Genomic DNA, 18,524 nt, shown 5'->3' on the forward strand with positions numbered 1-18,524 from the left:
GCCCTCATCAGTCACCGTCGTTGGCGTTGAAGCCCAGTTGGATGCCCAGCGCCTTGGCCAGTTCGCCTTCGTGCAGGCGATGGACGACGTTGAGGCTGTCGTAGATGTCGTTGAGTTGCTGACGACCGGCGTCGTCTTCGAGCATTTCGCCCAGCGAGCGCTGGGTGCTGTCGAACAGCTTCAGCGACGCGGCATAGGCGGCGTCGATCTTGTCCGCCAACGGTTTCTGCTCCGCCGGCAGCAGACCGCGCAGGCCTTTGTTGTCGACGCCTTCCCACACGGTTTTGGCAGCGGCGAGGCTGGCTTCCAGCGCCGTCAGCGACGACTGGCTGCGCCACGCATCCGCCTGGAACGGCTGCGGCACGCCTTTGCTCTGACGGCCCATCGGCGTGCCGAGTTTTTTCTTCAGGGTATCCAGTGCAGTCACTTGTACGCGCAGCAGATCGGCGATCGCTTCGTGGGAGTCGGCGTAGCGCTGGTTGGGGAACTTGCTCATCTGCGCGAGCATGCCGTCGGTGTTGTTCCAGCCCTGCAGGATCTCTTCGGCCAGTTGCTTCTGGCGTTCGCCGATGGCGATCAGCAGCGGGCAGTATTTGGCTTTTTGCGCGTCGTTGGCGACGTCAGGCTTGGCGTCGAACAGGATGTATTCGTAAGCCGACAGGCCTTGCACCACGACGCTGGATTTGGCCAGTGCGGCGGCGTCGATCTGCGGCTGGGCGACGACCAGTTGCTCGACCTGACGGCCGACGAGGTTTTTCTTGTCCGGCCAGAACTGCACTTGCCACGAACGATTGCCCTCGGCCAGCGGACCGATCAGCAGCGGTTGCAGTTCGGCCCAGGCTTTCTGCGCGTGAAGGAAGTCGGCACGGGCAGTTTCCAGGCTTTCCTTGCCCTGGCAATAGGCGAGGGCGCTGACCGCCAGTTGCCGGTCGGCTTCGACCCAACGGGTGTAGGTCGGCAGGATCACCGATTTGGCGATCGCCGCCGAAGTGACCGCTTGTGGGTCCTGCGGCGAGCAGGCGCCGAGGGCGAGCGCGGCAAGGCTGGTGAACAGTAACTTGGGACGGAACATGTCGGGCTCCCGATGTTTTTTCAGTATTTAAAGTGAGTTCAGAAACGCCAGCAACGCAGCGCGCTGCTCGGCATTGAAAGACAAAACCTGTTGCTGCGCCGCCGTCGCTTCGCCGCCATGCCAGAGCACCGCTTCGAGCAGGTTGCGTGCGCGGCCGTCATGCAAAAACTGGGTGTGACCGCTGACCGCTTGCGTCAGACCAATCCCCCACAACGGCGGGGTGCGCCAGTCGCGGCCGGAGGCCTGAAATTCCGTGCGGTTGTCCGCCAGGCCTTCGCCCATGTCATGCAGCAGCAAGTCGCTGTACGGACGAATCACCTGATTGGCCAATTCCGGTTCGGCGGCATCGGCGGCGGTGGTGTATTTCGGCGTGTGGCACGACTGGCAACCGGCCTGGAAAAACAGATTTTTGCCGGCCAGCACCTGTGGATCGTTGACGCCACGGCGCGCCGGCACTGCGAGATTGCGGCTGTAGAACAGCACCAGCCGCAGGATGTTGTCGCTGACTTCCGGTTCGCCGTCCGGGCCATTGCCGTTCGGCGCCTGTTTGCAGGCAGTCTGCGCCTCGGTGCAATCGTCGAACGGCCGCAGGCTGGTGGTCAGGCCCATGTCACCCGAGAACGCATGAACATTCTGTTGATTGAGATTCGGCTGCCCGGCTTTCCAGCCGAACCGGCCGATGACGGTTTTCTGCAACTGGTCATCCCAGACACGGTTGGGCCGGCCGTTGATGCCATTGTTCTCTTTCGCCTGGGCGGTGGCGTTGGCGAGGATCGCTTGCTCAGGGATGGCTTCGAGCAGGCCCAGACCAATCATCGGCGGCGCCACCCGCGCGGAAAAACGCGTGTCCGGGTGCATCGGGCCGTAACCGAGTTGAGTGATCTGCAGGGTCGGTTTGCGCAACTCGACCTCGGTGCCGTCCTTGAAACGCACCAGCACTGGCGTGTAGTCGACACGCACTTTGCCTTCCGGGGCGACGCCGGGCACGGCCATGTCCTGGAGCTGCCCGCCATACACCGGCTCCGGAACCACGCCGAGCTGTTCGATGACTTTGGCGTAGGGCGGTGCGTCGGGAATCGACAGGCGTACCAGCATCGACACTGCATTGCTTGCATCAGGTGCCGGCGGATGCCCGCGACCGTCCTTGATGTGGCAGTTCTGGCAGGCGTTGGTATTGAACAACGGGCCGAGGCCGTCGCGCGCCGTGGTGGTCGACGGCGCGATCACCCACGGGCTGCGAAAGAAACTGTTGCCGACACTGAAATCCACGCGCCGCGAGGGCGGCAGGTTGGCCGATGGCAGGGAAAAGGCGTTCTGATCGCTCTTGCGCACAGTTGCCGCACCGCCCGAACGCGCTTCCCCCGGCTCGGCCTTGGTGAAACGCGGGGCGTCATCGCAGGCACTCAGGCCCAGGGCCAGCAACAGTGCGGACAAGCGAAGCGGCAACGACAGCATCAGACATCCTGCAAACGGGCGAAAACAAAGGCGCAAAGTCTAACAGGGCGGGGGAGTTTGAATAAGAGGAATTATCGTTTGCTTGATATCGCGCAAGCTTTGAAGCGCATGCCAACACTGTGGGAGCGAGCCTGCTCGCGAAAGCGATGCCCGACGCGCTGAAAATGCTGCGCCGGATAAAGCCTTCGCGAGCAGGCTCGCTCCCACAGGGATAGTGGTGTGCCAATAATGAAAAAGGCGACCCGAAGGTCGCCTCTTTTTGAGCGGACGCTGCGATCAGAACTCGTGATCGGCGTTGTCCGGATTCAGGTCGCTGATGCCCAGTTTGCCCGCAGCCGCTTCGATCGAGCCGGTCTGCTTGACCAGCGCGGCGATGGCGTCGCGGACCACCTGGTTGCCAGCGGTGTTGCCGGCGGCGATCAACTGGTCGTAGTGCTCACCCTTGTTGGCGTGATCGACCATGACCTGGATCTTCGCTTCGGTCGCGGCCAGATCGGCTTTCAGCGCGGTGTCGGCAGCCGGGTCGGCCTTGGCCACCAGCGACGACAGGCTGGCGCCGGTCAGCTTGGTGCCGTCAACACGGGTGTACTCGCCCAGGTAAACGTTACGCACGCCTTTGGCGTCGTAGAAGTGCGAGTAGTGGGTGTTGTCGCTGAAGCAATCCTGCTCGTCTTCCGGGGAGTTGGCTTCCAGGGAAACCTTCATGCGCTCGCCCGCCAGTTCACCCAGGGACAGGCTGCCCATGCCGAAGAGCATTTTGCGCAGGCCGGTTTCGCCTGGCTCGGCTTCCAGGGTGGCGCGGTAGTTGTCGGCCACGTTCGGCTTCCAGTTGCCGACCATTTCTTCCAGGTCGCTGACCAGCAGTTGGGTCACGGCTTTCAGGTAGGCACGACGACGCTCGTTATGACCACCGGTGGCGCCGGCGCCTTCCAGATAGTCCGAGGCCGGACGGTTGCCAGCGCCAGGGCCGGTGCCGTTCAGATCCTGGCCCCAGAGCAGGAATTCGATCGCGTGGTAGCCGGTGGCAACGTTCGCCTCGGAACCGCCCAGCTCGTTGAGGCTGGCGAGTTTTTCCGGGGTGATTTCTTTCACGTCGACTTTGTCTTCGCCGACCTGCACTTCGGTGTTGGCGATGATGTTGGCGGTGGCGCCCGGGTTACCCAGTGCGTGCTCGTAGGATTTGTCGACGTAGTCGATCAAGCCCTCGTCCAATGGCCAGGCGTTAACCTGACCTTCCCAATCGTCAATGATGGTGTTGCCGAAGCGGAATACTTCGCTCTGCAGGTACGGCACGCGCGCGGCAACCCAGGCAGCCTTGGCGGCTTTGAGGGTGTCGGCGTTCGGCTTGGCGAGGAACGCGTCGACCGCGCTCTGCAGGGTTTTCGCGGTGGATTCGGCATCGCTGTAAACGGCGAAGACCATGTCGGCGTAGTGCGCGACCACAGCCTTGGCGGCGGCATCGTCAACTTTACCGGCGGCAGGAGCAGGTGCAGCGGCAGGGGCTGGAGCTGGAGCAGCACTGCTGGAAGCCGGAGTCATTTCGGAGGCTTTTTCTTTGTCCTTGCCTTCGCCGCAACCGGCGAGGGAAATAGCGATGGCCAGCAGACTGGCGGTAGCCAGAGGCATACGAATCATGGCGAACATCCTGCTTCGGTAGTTGAGTGGACTGGCGCCGGTGGCGCGCAAAACTGCGACATAATGCAAATCTTTCGCATTATGTGTAAAGGCGTGCTTGGAAATATTTCTTATTTGCGCAAGAAGATCAAAAGATCGCAGCCTCGTTTCACTCGTCGGCTCCTACAGGGGGAACGCATTTCAAATGTAGGAGCTGCCGAAGGCTGCGATCTTTTCGCTTTATAAAATAGCCGCGTTGCTGCGTTGCGCCTGCTTGAGGTAAATACCCAGCTCCCGCGCCGGCAGCGGTTTGCTGTAGTGGTAGCCCTGACCTTCGTGGCAACCCTCGGAAATGATGTAGGTTTCCTGCTCGGCGGTTTCCACGCCTTCGGCAATCACCTGCATGCCCAGGCTCTTGCCCAGTTGGATGATCGCGCGGACGATGGTCGCGTCATCGTCGTCATCGAGCAGGTCCTGCACGAAGCTCTTGTCGATCTTGATCTTGTCCAGCGGCAGGCTTTTCAGATAACTGAGGGACGAGTAGCCGGTGCCGAAGTCGTCGATCGCAATCAGCGCACCGGAGCGGCGCAGGCTGAGCAGATGCTGGGCGGCGGTGGTGATGTCTTCCATCAGGCCGGTTTCGGTGACTTCCAGTTCCAGGCTGCGCGGCGGCAGGCGGTACATCTGCAGCAGGTTGTTGACCACCCGCGGCAGCTCGGCATGATGCAGTTGCACGGTGGACAGATTGACCGCCATGCGCAGATCGACAAAACCCTGATCGTGCCACTCGCGCAATTGCTTGCAGGCCTGATCGAGCACCCACTCGCCGATGGCGATGATCGTGCCGTTCTGTTCGGCCAGTGGGATGAACAGGTCCGGCGGCACCAGCCCGTGTTCCGGATGTTGCCAGCGGATCAGCGCTTCGACGCCGACCACGCGGTGATCGCGATAACTGATCTGCGGTTGGTAGACGAGGTAGAACTGGTCGCGGATCAGCGCATCGCGCAGGTCTTTTTCCAGCTCGCGACGACGGCGCATCTCGCTGTCGACGCTGGCGATGTAGAACTGATAGCGATTGCGCGAGCGGGTCTTGGCCAGGGTCATGGTCTGCTCGGCTTTCTGCAACAGCTTCTCGGTGCTGTCGCCGTCCTCCGGAAACAGGGTGATGCCGATGGTCGCGCGCAGGCGGATCTCCTGATCGTCGAGGGCGAAGGGCGCCTCGAGGTCATCGAGAATGCTTTGCGCCAGTTCTGCTGCTTCGTAAGGTTGTTCAATGTCGGCCTGCACCAGCGCGAACTGATCGCCGCCCAGGCGAGCGAGGGCGCCGAGACGACCGCTGTGGGCACGTAAGCGATCGGCCAGGGCCAGCAGCAATTGGTCGCCGGTCTGGTAGCTGAATTGCTCGTTGATGCCCTTGAAGTCATCCAGGCCGACGCACAACACCGCGACGCGGCGCTGCAATTTGCCGGCATCGACGAGAATCTTGTCCAGTTGCTGCTGCAATTGCTGGCGATTCGGCAGGCCGGTGAGGAAATCGTACTGGGCCATGCGCAGCAGGCTGTTTTCCGCTTCGTGGCGCAGGTGGGTGTTGCGTTCGATGGACTCGAGCAACTGGTTGGCGGTGTTGATCCACAGGCCCAGCTCGTTTTTTTCGTGGCCCTTGATCTGCGGAATCTTGTGCTCGCTGGGACGATCGGGGTTGATCTCGGTGAGGTGCTCGATGATTCGCGACAGCGGTTTGGTCAGCAGCCAGTGATAGACCAGATACAGCACCAGCCCCAATGCCAGCGCACGCAGTACGCCGGAGATGAAAATGATCACCGAGCTGACGATAAACCCTTCGCCATAAGTGGCGGTGTCGAGTGTGATGCTCAGGTCGCCGTAGTACTCGCTGTAAGGGCCACGGCCGACCAGCTGCGTGGTGAAGGTGCGTTCCTGGCCGAGAATCAGGTCGGTCAGCCAACGGCTGTTGGAATGCTGCAGCTCGCGGGATTTCTGCGCCAGCATGGCTTCGTTGGGGTGGCCGATGGAGGCCTGACGCACGGCGTCGTCCTGGAACAGCCCTTCGATCACCTGCATGCCCATTTCCCGATCCAGGCTGTACACGGCCTGGGTCGAGGGATCGCGGAACATGTCGAGGATGCGCTCGGCGTCGCCGGCCACAGCCTGACGGGTCTTGTAGGCATCGAAGACAATCTGCGCGCAGCTCAAGACTACGCCTACGATCAATGCCGACAGGAGCACGACCCGGAGCAACTTCACCGACAAGCTGTTCTTGAGTTCCAGCTTCAAAGGGTTATTCCTTGTTCCGTGCGGGTAGCGTCAAGTTGCCATGAGTATTGGCAATCCCGGGTTGGCAGTCAAAGGGACAATCGGGCACGGGAAAAGTCGCCGTGATCCTGGCCGCAATGTCGTCATTTGAGTAATAGCTCTGAATTAACTGTGTCGGTTGCAGTTGCCTTCAACTTGAGCACTGGGTCAAAGATTTTTTCCTGCCTGTGATGGTAGTCGGCTGGGGGCTGGCGGCAAACGGCGCGAAGCTGCTTTTATCGTGCGAGAAACGCCATGCGCCGGGCATAAAAAAACCCGACCGAAGCCGGGTTTCTCGTCTGGCGCGAAGCTTAAGCGGTGAAGGTCTTGCCTTCGAACTGCTCGGCCACGAACTTCCAGTTGACCAGGTTCCAGAACGCTTCAACGTACTTCGGACGCAGGTTGCGGTAGTCGATGTAGTAAGCGTGTTCCCAGACGTCGCAGGTCAGCAGCGGGGTGTCGCCGCTGGTCAGCGGGTTGCCGGCGCCGATGGTGCTGGCCAGGGCCAGGGAGCCGTCAGCCTTTTTCACCAGCCAGCCCCAGCCGGAACCGAAGGTGCCGATCGAGGTTTTGCTGAATTCTTCCTTGAACTTGTCGAACGAACCGAACGCTGCGTTGATGGCATCTGCCAGGGCGCCGGTTGGCTGACCGCCGGCGTTTGGCGCCAGGCAGTTCCAGTAGAAAGTGTGGTTCCAGACCTGAGCGGCGTTGTTGAAGATGCCGCCCGAAGAAGTCTTGACGATTTCTTCCAGGGTCTTGCCTTCAAACTCGGTGCCTGGCACCAGGTTGTTCAGGTTCACGACGTAGGTGTTGTGGTGCTTGTCGTGGTGGAACTCCAGGGTTTCCTTGGAGATGTGCGGCTGCAGGGCATCGTGTGCGTAAGGCAGCGGCGGCAATTCGAAAGCCATGATGATTCTCCTAATCAGGTCTGTTGCGGTGAGCGCAAGGCCGATCACGGGCGGCCGGAAATGCACCGGCGAGTTTTTACTCTTTGCGGCGCAGGGTTCGGATCATAGCACCGGGGTCGCGCCTTAACCACGCAACAACTGTGTGGGATAGAGGTTCCAGAGCCTTTGGCAATTATTCATCCGGCGATGATCAGCTGTGCGGCCACGGCGAACATCATTAACGCCACCACCAGATCGAGAATGCGCCACGTGCTCGGGCGTGCCAGCCATGGTGCCAGCCACGCCGCGCCGAGGGCCAGGGTGAAAAACCACAACAGCGAGGCACTCGCCGCGCCGACCACATAAGCCCCGGGCACCGATTGCTGCGCGCCCAGCGAGCCGATCAGCAAAACCGTATCGAGATAAACGTGGGGGTTGAGCAAGGTCACCGCCAGCGCGCTGAGCATGACCGCTCGCAGCGAGCGCACGGTCTGGTTCTCGCCTTGCTCAAGGCTCTGTTTCGAGCAGGCCCGGCGCAGTGCCTGGCTGCCGTACCAGATCAGAAACGTCGCACCGCCCCAACGGGCGATCGCCAGCAGGGTCGGGTTCTGCGCGAGGATCGTCGCCAGGCCGAACACCCCGGCCGCGACCAGAATTGCGTCACACACCACGCACAATGCCGCCACCGGCAAATGGTGTTCACGGCGCAGGCTTTGCGCCAAGACAAAAGCGTTCTGCGTGCCGATCGCCATGATCAGGCCGAACGCCACCAACAGGCCGTTTACATAGCTTTGCCACATGAGAGAAATCCTTGAAAGAGAGTACTTGCTGGCTATTCTCCGGTGTGACGCTGTATAAGAAAAACCAATAGTGCTGATCGCCCATTAGGAAAACTGATGTTCGACTATAAATTGCTTTCCGCGCTCGCCGCTGTGGTCGAGCAGGCCGGATTCGATCGCGCTGCACAGGTGCTGGGCCTGTCGCAGTCGGCGATCTCACAGCGCATCAAATTGCTTGAAGCGCGGGTCGGTCAGCCAGTGCTGGTGCGCGAAACACCGCCAGCGCCGACCGAAATCGGCCGGCGTCTGCTCAACCATGTGCAACAGGTGCGGTTGCTTGAGCGCGACCTGCAATCGGTGGTGCCGGCGCTGGACGAAGAAGGCCTGCCCGATCGCCTGCGCATCGCCCTCAACGCCGACAGCCTCGCCACATGGTGGGCCGAGGCCGTCGGCGATTTCTGCGCCGAGCAGCATTTGTTGCTCGACCTGATCGTCGAAGACCAGACCGTCGGCCTCAAACGCATGCGTGCCGGTGAAGTGGCCGCGTGTCTCTGCGCCAGCGAGCGCCCGGTGGCCGGCGCACGCAGCGTATTGCTCGGCGCAATGCGTTATCGGGCGCTGGCCAGTCCAGCCTTCATCGCCCGGCATTTTCCCGATGGCGTGCGCGCCGAACAGCTGCCGCGCACCCCGGCGCTGGTGTTCGGCCCGGACGATTTTCTCCAGCATCGCTATCTGGCGCTGTTGGGCGTCGACGGCGCGTTCGAGCATCACTTATGCCCGTCTTCCGAAGGCTTCATTCGCCTGACCGAAGCCGGTCTGGGCTGGGGCCTGGTGCCAGAGTTGCAGGTGCGCGAGCAATTGCAACGAGGGGTGCTTCGCGAATTGCTGCCAGATAAACCGATCGACGTGCCGCTGTACTGGCATCATTGGCGCAATGGCGGCCAGTTGCTCAATCTACTGACCGAACAACTGCTGCGCTCCTCAAAGCAATGGCTAGTGGCTTGAACGCAGCTGCAAGCGTCAAGCTGCAAGCGGCAAGAACACGCACCGTTTCAACTTGCAGCTGAAAGCTCGAAGCTTGCAGCTGCTTCCCTGGAGTTTTTGATGAAGATTTTGGTTACCGGCGCCAGCGGCTTTATTGGCGGGCGCTTTGCGCGTTTCGCCCTGGAGCAGGGCCTTGAAGTGCGGGTCAACGGTCGCCGGGCCGAGAGCGTCGAGCATCTGGTGCGCCGAGGCGCGGAGTTCGTGCCGGGCGATCTGACCGACGCCGATCTGGTGCGGGATCTGTGCAACGATGTCGAAGCCGTGGTGCATTGCGCCGGTGCTGTCGGTGTGTGGGGGCGTTATCAGGACTTTCATCAGGGCAACGTCGAAGTCACCGAAAACGTCGTCGAAGCGTGCCTCAAGCAGCGGGTGCGGCGGCTGGTGCATCTGTCGTCGCCGTCGATCTATTTCGATGGCCGCGACCATCTCGGTCTGACCGAAGAGCAAGTGCCCAAACGCTTCAAGCATCCCTACGCCGCGACCAAATATCTGGCTGAGCAGAAGGTCTTCGGCGCACAGGAATTCGGTCTGGAAACCATCGCCCTGCGCCCGCGTTTCGTCACCGGTGCCGGCGACATGAGCATCTTCCCGCGCCTGCTGAAGATGCAGCGCAAGGGCCGCCTGGCGATCATCGGCAATGGCTTGAACAAGGTCGATTTCACCAGCGTGCAGAACCTCAGCGAAGCCATGCTCAGCAGCCTGTTGGCGCAAGGTTCGGCGCTGGGCAAGGCCTACAACATCAGCAACGGCACGCCGGTGCCGCTGTGGGACGTGGTCAATTACGTGATGCGGCGGATGGACGTCGATCAGGTGCGCAAATATCGCTCCTACGGTCTCGCGTACAGTGTTGCGGCGCTCAACGAAGGCGCGTGCATGCTCTGGCCGGGACGCCCTGAGCCGACCCTGTCGCGCCTGGGCATGCAGGTCATGAAGAAAAATTTCACCCTCGACATCAGCCGCGCCCGGCATTATCTCGACTACGATCCGAAAGTCAGCCTGTGGGCTGCCCTCGATGAGTTCTGTGCGTGGTGGAAAGCCCAGGACATCCGTTGAAACGATTCGGCCGGGCGGCAATGAACCGCCTTGCGGGTTGAGGGTCAATGCCTGCGGCTGCGGCGGTTATACTTCGCAGCATTTAGCCATCACCGCGTTTGCCAAAGGTTGCCTCAATGTCCATGCGAAACGATGCCCACGACGACGATTTCGACAACGTGCCAAGCCTGCGCGCCGACCCGTTCGATGACGATGACATCGCGCCCGGCCCCCGCACTTCCGTGCATTCGCGCAGCGCGCCAGTGGTCAAGGTCAAGGCCGCCAGCACCGGGCCGCTGTGGGCGCTGGTCGGCGCGTTGTTTTTTGCCTTCATCGGTCTGGCCTGGTGGAGCTTCCAGCAGATTTCGTTGATGGAACAGCAACTGGTCGCCACCCAGGAAAGCTTCGCCCGCATCAGCGAGGAAGCGGCGGGGCGCCTGCAGGATATTTCCGGCAAGGTTGTCGCCAGCCAGAGCAACGTCAGCAGTGACAGCGAAGCGCTGAAGCTGCAAATCAAGCAACTCGAAGGCAAGCTGCTCGACCAGAGCAAGCAGCAGCAAGGCGTGGCTGGGCAGGCCAGCGAACTGGACAAGCGTCTGGCGCAGATGACCGCGCAGACCACCGAACAACAGAACGCCAATACGCAGTTGCAGGCTCAGGTCAAAGCCTTGAGTGCCGAGTTGGCGACCATCAAAAGCACTCCGGCCGATACCAGCAAGGTCGATGCGCAGTTGAAAGCCTTCGACGCCCAGTTCAAAAGCCTCGGCGCCGATATCGCCGCGCTGAAGAAACAGGGCAATCCGAGCGCGGCGATCGATCGTCTGGAGCAGGACATCGTGGTGTTGAAAAGTCAGCAGGACAACCGCCCGGCAGCGCCACAGGGTGGCGGCAATACCGCCGAGTTCGATGCGTTCCGCGCGCAGATGACCCGCAACCTCAACACCTTGCAGGCGCAGATCCAGAATCTCCAGCAGCAGATCAATTCCCGCCCGTAAGCGCTGAGCGAGGCTGGCGAGCGTTGCTTGCCAGCTTCACGGCGCAATGTTCAGAAACGCTCTGAATATCTCTACATGACCGCAAGCCGTCTACGCTCTTGAAACACCAAAAAGAACGAGGGATGCGCTATGGGGTTTTTGCATAAAGTGGCCTGGCTCGGCCTGATGTTGTTGGCCGGCTTCGGCCAGGCCAGCGCCGCCACCGCCGCCAAGGATGACAGTCAGGCCGCCATTGCCCTGCTGGAAAAAGCCTTGGCCTACTACCACGACAATGGTGACAAGGCGTTCGCCGCGTTCAGCCGCCAGGGTGAGTTCGTCGACAAGGATCGCTACGTGTTCGTCCTCGACACCAAAGGCGTCATGCTTGCCAGTGGCGGGCCGTCGTCGGCGCTGATCGGTCGTGATGTCAGCGAAGTGCTCGGGCCGGATCTGCAGAAGGCGTTCAAGGATGCGCTGAAAGTGCCGGAAGGCAACGGTATCCAGCAGGCCGAATACCGCTGGCAGAACTGGGCCGACGGCAAGGTCGAGCGCAAGCATGTGTTCTACCAGCGCGTCGGGCAGCGCATTCTCGCGGTGGGTTACTACCTGCCACGGGCCTCAGCTGAGCAGGCCAAGGCCTTGCTGGACAAAGCCGCGACGGATCTGACCAAGAACGAGAAGGGCACGCTGACCGCGATCAACTCACTCAAGGGCGGTTACTTGCAGGATGACCTGTATGTCTTCGTGGTCGATCTGAACAATCAACGCTACGTCGCCCACGGCACCAATCTACGCTTGATCAACACTGATTTTGGCAAGGTCAAGGACCCGGAAGGCAAACCGGTGGGCGAGCCGATTCTGGCGCTGATCGGCAAACAGGATGAAGGCGAATACGAATACCGCTGGAAAAACCCGGTGACCGGCAAGATCGAGGACAAGCATGCGTACCTGAAAAAGGTCGGGCACTTTCTCGTCGCGGTGGGCTACTACAGCCCTTGAGCGAACACTGTTCCCTTGTGGGAGCGAGCCTGCTCGCGAAGCAGTGTGTCATTCAGCTATGTGTCGGCTGACACCGCGCCTTCGCGAGCAGGCTCGCTCCCACAGTGGTATTTGTTGCGGCAATTATTTCGCGCCGTGTTCGCGCCCGCGCAACAGGTTGTTCGGCATGGCAATCGCCGCCGCCAGCCCCAGCAACGACACTGCCGTGCTGACCCAGAGCAAGTGGCGGAAGGTCACCAGCAGCTCCGCGCGCAAGGCGTTCTGCGCTTCGCCGGGTGCTGCGTTCAGGCCATCGAGCAGAACGTTGCCCGAATGCCCTTCGCTGATCAGCGAGCTGCTCGCAAGGTGGGCAAAACTGGAATCGTGCAGCAACGCCAGCAGCAGCGCCGACATCAACGCCACGCCCACCGCGCCGCCCAGTGAGCGGAACAGGTTGGTGGTGCTGGTGGCGACGCCGATGTCGCGTTGTTCCACCGAGTTCTGCGTGCCAACCAGCGAGGTCGGGAACTGCATGCCGCCAGCGATGCCGCTGAGCAGCATGAACAGACCGCTGAGCAGTGTCGCTTGTGGCGGACTGAAGGCCATGCCGAGAATCGAGATCGGCATGAGGATCGCCCCGGTGAGAATCTGCGGTTTGTAGCGTCCGGTGATCGAGGTGCGGCGGCCGGCGAAATAGGCGCCGATCGGCAAGCCCATCGCCAGTGGCAGCAAGTGCAACGCGGCGCTGTCGGCGCCGGCGCCGGTGACGCTTTGAAAGCGCAACGGCATCAGCACGATCAGCGAGATGGCCTGGAAACTGGTGAAGAAAATCGTGCACCAGCACAACAGGGCATTGCGGTTGGCGAACAGGTGCATCGGCAGCAACGGCTCCCGCGCCCGGCGTTCATGCCAGACGAACAGCGCCAATACCACCACGGCACAAGCGAACAGGCCGAGCACTTCGCTGCTGCGCCATGAATGACCCTGGCCGACTTCGGTGATGCCGAGCAGCAACGCGGTCAGGCCGATGATCATCAGCACCGTGCCGAGGTAATCGATCACCGGTTTGCGTTGCGGAATCGGCAAGCCGCGCAGATTGCGCCGAGCCACCCACCAGGCGCCGAGGCCCAGCGGCAGGTTGATCAGAAACACCCAGCGCCACGACAGGTATTCGGTCATGTAGCCGCCGAGCACCGGGCCGGCAACGCTGGCCACGGCGTACATGCTGCTGAAATAACCCTGATAGCGCCCGCGTTCACGTGGCGGGACGATGTCGCCGATGATCGCCTGACTCACCGAGATCATGCCGCCGGCGCCGATGCCTTGAAGGATTCGTGCCAGCACCAGTTGTTCCATGCTCTGCGCCATGCCGCAGAACAGCGAGGCAAGGGTGAACAGGCCCATGCCGAACAACATCAGTTTGCGCCGCCCGTAAAGGTCACCGAGCTTGCCGTAGATCGGCACCGCCACGGTCATCGCCACCATGTAGCCGGAAATCACCCAGGCCAGCAGGCTGACGTCCTTGAATTGCGCGGAGATCGCCGGCATCGACACGGCGACGATGGTCTGGTCCAGCGCACCGAGGAAGATCGCCATCATCAAGGCGACCAGCACGCTGCGAATGGCCGGTTTGGGCGTTTCAGGCTGATTGAGAGTGGTCACGGAAAACCTGCGGGCAGTGATGGACCCGCGCGGCCTTCGCGCGCGGGTGGATGCTCGCAGTGTAAGTCGGTAGGAAGCTATTCGATAGCCTCGTACGGAAGCCCGACGTAATTTTCTGCAATGGTTTTTTGCCCTGCTTGCGAGCTGACAAAGTAGTCCAGTTCCGACGCGCTGATGCGCTGGCTGAATTCATCGTGCTCGTCGAAGCGATGCAGCATCGACGTCATCCACCAGGAAAACCGTTCGGCTTTCCATACTCGGCGCAGGCAGATCTCCGAGTATTTTTCCAGCAGATCAGTGCGATCTTCGCGATAGACCTTCAGCAGAATATTGAACAACGTGCTGACATCGCTGGCGGCCAGGTTCAAGCCCTTGGCGCCAGTGGGCGGTACGATATGGGCAGCGTCGCCGACCAGAAACATCCGGCCGTATTGCATTGGTTCGACGACAAAACTGCGCAGCGGCGCGATGCTTTTTTCGATCGAAGGACCGGTCACCAGTTTTTCCGCGAGGGCATCCGGCAGGCGTTTTTTCAACTCATCCCAGAAACGCTGATCGCTCCAGTCATCGACGTTTTCATCCGCCGGCACTTGCAGGTAATAGCGGGTACGGGTGGCCGAACGCATGCTGCACAAAGCGAAGCCGCGTTCGTGGCGGGCGTAGACCAATTCATCGTGGACCGGCGGTGTGTCGGCAAGAATGCCCAGCCAGCCGAACGGGTAGACCCGCTCGAAAATCTTCAGGCAATCGGCCGGAATCGACTGCCGCGCGACGCCATGGAAACCATCGCAACCGGCGATGTAATCGCCATCAACGCGCCAGCTTTCACCGTCCTTTTCGAAGGTGACAAAAGCTTCGTCGCTTTTCATGCCATGGGGAACGACATTGCTCGCTTGATAAATTGTTGGCGCGCCGGCCTCCCGACGAGCGGCCATCAGGTCGCGGGTGACCTCGGTCTGGCCGTAGACCATTACTGTTTTGCCGCCGGTAAGCGCATGCAGGTCGATGTGCACCTGACGCCCGTCCAGCGCCAGATCGAAGCCGCCATGAACCAGACCTTCGGCATCCATTCGCTGACCGACGCCGGCCTCACGCAGCAGCTCTACCATGCCTTGTTCAAGCACACCGGCACGGATGCGCCCAAGAATGTAATCGGGCGTCTGGCGTTCGAGGATCAGGGTGTCGATGCCAGCGTTGTGCAGCAACTGGCCGAGGAGCAGTCCGGAAGGACCGGCGCCGATAATGGCGACTTGGGTTTTCAGGGTTTTCATTGTTTTTATGACTCGCAAGCTTCACGCAGCAACAACCGGTGAATGATTTTATGGATCGAGTGCTTGCATTTTTCCCTTGCGGGTCTGTCAATTGAAGGTGAAAACTGAGCCGATACCTGTACATTCTGCCAATCGGTGCGATTATCGCCCAAAAACCAGAGGCCTGGATTGAAGTATGAACAAGCCTGCCCTGCCTTCGATTCCGGTGTTCAAGCTCTATGGTGAAAGCCTGGACTGGCCGACCCCGGACTTGCTGCACTGTGAAACCATTTCCTCGCGCAGTCGCGAACATCAATGGGAAATCAAACCTCACCGCCACGCGGATCTGTGCCAGCTGCTGTTCGTTTTCAAAGGTCAGGCAGAGCTCGAAATCGAAGGCCAGCGCACGCAACTCGAGACTCCGGCGATACAGGTGCTGCCACCGTTGTCGGTGCACGGCTTTCGTTTTTCCGAGGATGTTGAAGGCTTCATCGTCACCTTGGCCACGCCGCTGATCAACCATTTGCAGGCGCAACTGGGCGATTCGGTACACGCGTTGGCCCGGGCGGAAAACTACCCGGCCGGCAAGGATGGCGATTATCTCAACAGCCTGTTTTCAGCGTTGCAGGCCGAGTACAACGGCCATCAACCGGCGCGGGAAATGCTCATGCATTCGCTGGTCAGCGTGATCATGGTCTGGGTCAGCCGCCAGGCGATCGTTCGTCACAAGGCCAGCCAACGGCCGCAACGCCAGCGCGAATACCTCAACGGTTTCATTCAGTTGGTGGAAGAGACTTACCGCCAGCACGTCAAGGTCGAAGACCTCGCCCATCGCCTGGGCATCTCCGTGTCGCACCTCAACGGCACCTGCCGTGAACTGGCCGGGCAACCGGCGTTGCAGATCATGCACGAGCGTCAGTTGCTGGAAGCCAAGCGCCTGCTGACCTACACCAGCATGACGATTTACGAGATGTCGGAGCTTTTGGGTTTTTCCGACCCGACCAACTTCACCCGGCTGTTCCGCCGCCGCGTGGGAATTTCGCCAAAGGCGTTCCGCGACCGCTTGAAGGCCGAGCAACAACCTTAAAAGCACCACCCAACACCTGTGGGAGCGAGCTTGCTCGCAAAGGCGGAGTGTCATCCAACAAACAGGCTGACTGACCCACCGCTTTCGCGAGCAAGCTCGCTCCCACAGGGTTGCATTCCAGCTCAGGTCTATCAGCGCAATGCGTTCAGCGTGGCATTGTGCGGAATACACCGCTCGTAGTTGCAGCTCGCATACTCGCGCGGCAGCTGGCGCAACTGCTCGACCCGCCAGGCAGCGGTGCCGTACAGCGCCAGCGTGGCGGCGCAGGTGATGAAGATGGCGGCGTACCTTTTTGTTTTGATGTTCATGGTGTTCGACCTCTGAACGTCTACCTTGCGGTATTACTTTGAGCATAGGTCAGGCAGGCGCAGCTGCAAGCTTTAAGCGGCAAGCGGCAAGCGGCAAGCTGTCACGACGCGGTCAACTTGGCGCTTGTGGCTTGAGGCTCGCAGCTTCATCCCACGCGGGATTTTCAGGAAAGCGCCGAACCAGAAAGTCGAGCATGCTGCGCAGTGCCGCCGGCATGTGTTTACGTGAGGCGTACACCGCGTAGATATTCATCTGGCGCGGTTCTGCGTGTGGCAGCAAACGAAGCAGCTCGCCGTTGTGAATATGCACGCCAGCCTGGTAGGTCGGCAGCATCGCCACGCCCGCGCCGGCCAGGGTTGCGCGCAGAAGGGTGCTGGCCTCGTTGGCGCTGATATTGCCCTGCACCGGTACCGAAACCGGTTCGCCATCCTCCTCGAAATGCCACAGGCTTTTGCCGAAATAGGAATGGGTCAGGCAGTTGTGTCGGCTCAAATCCTCAACCGTCTGCGGCGCCGGATGCTCAAGCAGATAAGCCGGCGCTGCGCAGACCACCGAGCGGCACACGGTCAGGCGCCGGGCGATCAGATTCGGATCAAGATCATTGCTGGTGCGAATCGCCAGATCGATGCGTTCATCGACCAGATTCACCGTGCGGTCGAGCATTTGCAGATCGATACTCACGCCGGGGTAAAGCTTGACGTATGCCGCGACCGCATCGGCCAGTTGCGCCTGGCCAAACGAGGTGCTGACGCTGATCCGCAGCAATCCGCGCGGCGCGTCATCGGGTTCGCTGACGGCGGCCTGCATGTCGTGCGACAGGTCGAGCATCTGCCGGCAGCGCGGGAGGATTTCACTGCCAGCGGCGGTCAGGCTCAATTTGCGCGTGGTGCGGTGCATCAGCCGCGCGCCGACCCAGTCTTCCAGCTCCGCCAGATAGCGCGACACTACCGGCCGCGACAGGTCGAGGTGGTCGGCCGCCGCCGACTGGCTGCCCAGGTCCACCACCGTGACGAATACCCGCATTGCTTGAAGCCGATCCATGATTTGCCCGCTTTCAGAAACAAACTATGTCCAAGCATCGCATTTTTTGTACTGAGTCTGGCAACTAAGCTCTGTTGCATCGCCAGACTGGCATTCGTAATCCGGAGCAACAAATGATCGGCTTCACCCCCTTCAAACGCGTTCTGCTCGCCGCAGCATTTTTCGGCTTTGCCGCCCAGGCATCCGCCGCCGAGCTGAGCCTCGATGTCTACAACCCGGGCACCGAGGCGATTTTCCCGGTCAGCTCGGTGCTGGTCAGCGGTGAGAAAGAAGCGATTCTGGTCGATGCGCAATTCGGCAAATCCCAGGCCAAACAGGTGGTGGAGAAGATCCGCGCCAGTGGTAAACAGTTGACCACCATCTACATCAGCCACGGTGATCCGGATTACTACTTCGGCCTCGACACCCTGACCAAAGCATTCCCGCAGGCGAAAGTATTGGCTTCGCAGCCGACCGTCGATCACATCAAGCACACCGTCGACGGCAAACTGGCCTACTGGGGGCCGAAAATGGGCGCCGATGTGCCGGCGAAAACCATCGTCCCGGACGTGCTCAAGGGCGACAGCCTGACCCTCGAAGGCAAGCAATTGCAGGTGATCGGCCTCGACGGCAAGCAACCGGATCGCAGCTTCGTATGGATCCCGTCGCTCAAAGCAGTGGTCGGTGGCGTAGTGGTCGCCGAGAACATTCATGTGTGGATGGCCGACACCCAGACCGCGCAATCCCACGCCGACTGGCTGCACACCCTGCACGCCATCGAAAGCCTGAAACCGCAAACCGTAGTACCCGGCCATTTTCTGGGCGACAGCAGCCGCTCGCTGGCCAGCGTGAAATTCACCGCTGATTACATCAAGGCCTTCGATGCCGAAACCGCCAAGGCCAAAGACTCTGCTGCACTGATCGCAGCGATGAAAAAACGCTATCCGCAACTCGGCGAGGAAAGCTCGCTGGAGCTCAGCGCGAAAGTCGCCAAGGGCGAGATGCAGTGGTAAGCCGAACCTGAACACGCAGCATTTTCAAGCCAACTGGA

Annotated in this window: 16 protein-coding genes; 6 read left to right on the forward strand and 10 right to left on the reverse strand. The window is 60.8% G+C overall.

The features are described 5' to 3' along the window. Window positions 1-7 precede the first annotated feature (7 nt). The 6 genes from AB4N47_RS02560 to AB4N47_RS02585 form a co-directional block, all read right to left on the reverse strand. Window positions 8-1,072: an imelysin family protein gene (locus AB4N47_RS02560; RefSeq protein ID WP_024014143.1), complete on the reverse strand. Its 1,065-nt coding sequence runs from the start codon at window positions 1,070-1,072 to the stop codon at window positions 8-10. Window positions 1,073-1,099: 27 nt separating this feature from the next. Further along, a complete protein-coding gene (locus AB4N47_RS02565; RefSeq protein WP_408005059.1) occupies window positions 1,100-2,524 on the reverse strand; it encodes a di-heme oxidoreductase family protein in 1,425 nt (474 codons plus the stop codon). 279 nt (window positions 2,525-2,803) lie between these two features. Further along, window positions 2,804-4,162: an imelysin family protein gene (locus AB4N47_RS02570; RefSeq protein ID WP_341638901.1), complete on the reverse strand. Its 1,359-nt coding sequence runs from the start codon at window positions 4,160-4,162 to the stop codon at window positions 2,804-2,806. Between the two features lie 219 nt (window positions 4,163-4,381). After that, on the reverse strand, window positions 4,382-6,433 hold the full coding sequence (locus AB4N47_RS02575) for a putative bifunctional diguanylate cyclase/phosphodiesterase (protein WP_016773430.1): 2,052 nt from the start codon (window positions 6,431-6,433) through the stop codon (window positions 4,382-4,384). 329 nt (window positions 6,434-6,762) lie between these two features. Beyond that, window positions 6,763-7,359 carry a superoxide dismutase gene (locus AB4N47_RS02580; protein WP_016773431.1) on the reverse strand — a complete coding sequence of 199 codons (597 nt, stop codon included), beginning with the start codon at window positions 7,357-7,359 and terminating at the stop codon, window positions 6,763-6,765. Between the two features lie 176 nt (window positions 7,360-7,535). Continuing rightward, a complete protein-coding gene (locus AB4N47_RS02585) occupies window positions 7,536-8,138 on the reverse strand; it encodes a LysE/ArgO family amino acid transporter (protein WP_016773432.1) in 603 nt (200 codons plus the stop codon). A 96-nt stretch (window positions 8,139-8,234) separates the two neighbouring features. Here AB4N47_RS02585 and AB4N47_RS02590 point away from each other — a divergent pair, with 96 nt between their 5' ends. From AB4N47_RS02590 to AB4N47_RS02605, 4 genes are all read left to right on the forward strand, one after another. After that, on the forward strand, window positions 8,235-9,122 hold the full coding sequence (locus tag AB4N47_RS02590) for a LysR family transcriptional regulator ArgP (protein ID WP_341638902.1): 888 nt from the start codon (window positions 8,235-8,237) through the stop codon (window positions 9,120-9,122). A gap of 99 nt (window positions 9,123-9,221) precedes the next feature. Then, complete coding sequence (locus AB4N47_RS02595; protein WP_341638903.1) at window positions 9,222-10,214, forward strand: NAD-dependent epimerase/dehydratase family protein; 993 nt, start codon at window positions 9,222-9,224, stop codon at window positions 10,212-10,214. A gap of 116 nt (window positions 10,215-10,330) precedes the next feature. Continuing rightward, window positions 10,331-11,188: an ATPase gene (locus tag AB4N47_RS02600; RefSeq protein ID WP_076563987.1), complete on the forward strand. Its 858-nt coding sequence runs from the start codon at window positions 10,331-10,333 to the stop codon at window positions 11,186-11,188. Window positions 11,189-11,317: 129 nt separating this feature from the next. Further along, the gene (locus AB4N47_RS02605; protein ID WP_341638904.1) at window positions 11,318-12,166 is read left to right on the forward strand and encodes a cache domain-containing protein; all 849 of its coding nucleotides are present in this window, start codon (window positions 11,318-11,320) and stop codon (window positions 12,164-12,166) included. 123 nt (window positions 12,167-12,289) lie between these two features. Here the strand turns inward: AB4N47_RS02605 and AB4N47_RS02610 are convergent, their stop codons facing one another. Together AB4N47_RS02610 and pobA are read right to left on the reverse strand one after the other, a co-directional pair. Continuing rightward, window positions 12,290-13,807, reverse strand: a complete 1,518-nt coding sequence (locus AB4N47_RS02610) for an MDR family MFS transporter (RefSeq protein ID WP_341638905.1) — start codon at window positions 13,805-13,807, stop codon at window positions 12,290-12,292. Window positions 13,808-13,884: 77 nt separating this feature from the next. After that, complete coding sequence (gene pobA / locus AB4N47_RS02615) at window positions 13,885-15,078, reverse strand: 4-hydroxybenzoate 3-monooxygenase (protein WP_460154406.1); 1,194 nt, start codon at window positions 15,076-15,078, stop codon at window positions 13,885-13,887. 175 nt (window positions 15,079-15,253) lie between these two features. Here pobA and AB4N47_RS02620 point away from each other — a divergent pair, with 175 nt between their 5' ends. Beyond that, window positions 15,254-16,144 carry a helix-turn-helix domain-containing protein gene (locus AB4N47_RS02620; protein ID WP_110603224.1) on the forward strand — a complete coding sequence of 297 codons (891 nt, stop codon included), beginning with the start codon at window positions 15,254-15,256 and terminating at the stop codon, window positions 16,142-16,144. 131 nt (window positions 16,145-16,275) lie between these two features. On the opposite strand, the gene AB4N47_RS02625 is transcribed toward AB4N47_RS02620, so the two are convergent. Together AB4N47_RS02625 and AB4N47_RS02630 are read right to left on the reverse strand one after the other, a co-directional pair. Further along, a complete protein-coding gene (locus tag AB4N47_RS02625) occupies window positions 16,276-16,452 on the reverse strand; it encodes a hypothetical protein (protein ID WP_016773438.1) in 177 nt (58 codons plus the stop codon). Between the two features lie 112 nt (window positions 16,453-16,564). Next, window positions 16,565-17,494, reverse strand: coding sequence for a LysR family transcriptional regulator (locus AB4N47_RS02630; protein WP_341638907.1), 930 nt, complete (start codon window positions 17,492-17,494; stop codon window positions 16,565-16,567). A gap of 113 nt (window positions 17,495-17,607) precedes the next feature. Here AB4N47_RS02630 and AB4N47_RS02635 point away from each other — a divergent pair, with 113 nt between their 5' ends. Further along, the gene (locus tag AB4N47_RS02635; RefSeq protein WP_341638908.1) at window positions 17,608-18,486 is read left to right on the forward strand and encodes an MBL fold metallo-hydrolase; all 879 of its coding nucleotides are present in this window, start codon (window positions 17,608-17,610) and stop codon (window positions 18,484-18,486) included. Window positions 18,487-18,524 lie beyond the last annotated feature (38 nt).

The organism is Pseudomonas sp. S3_G06, from assembly GCF_054667565.1.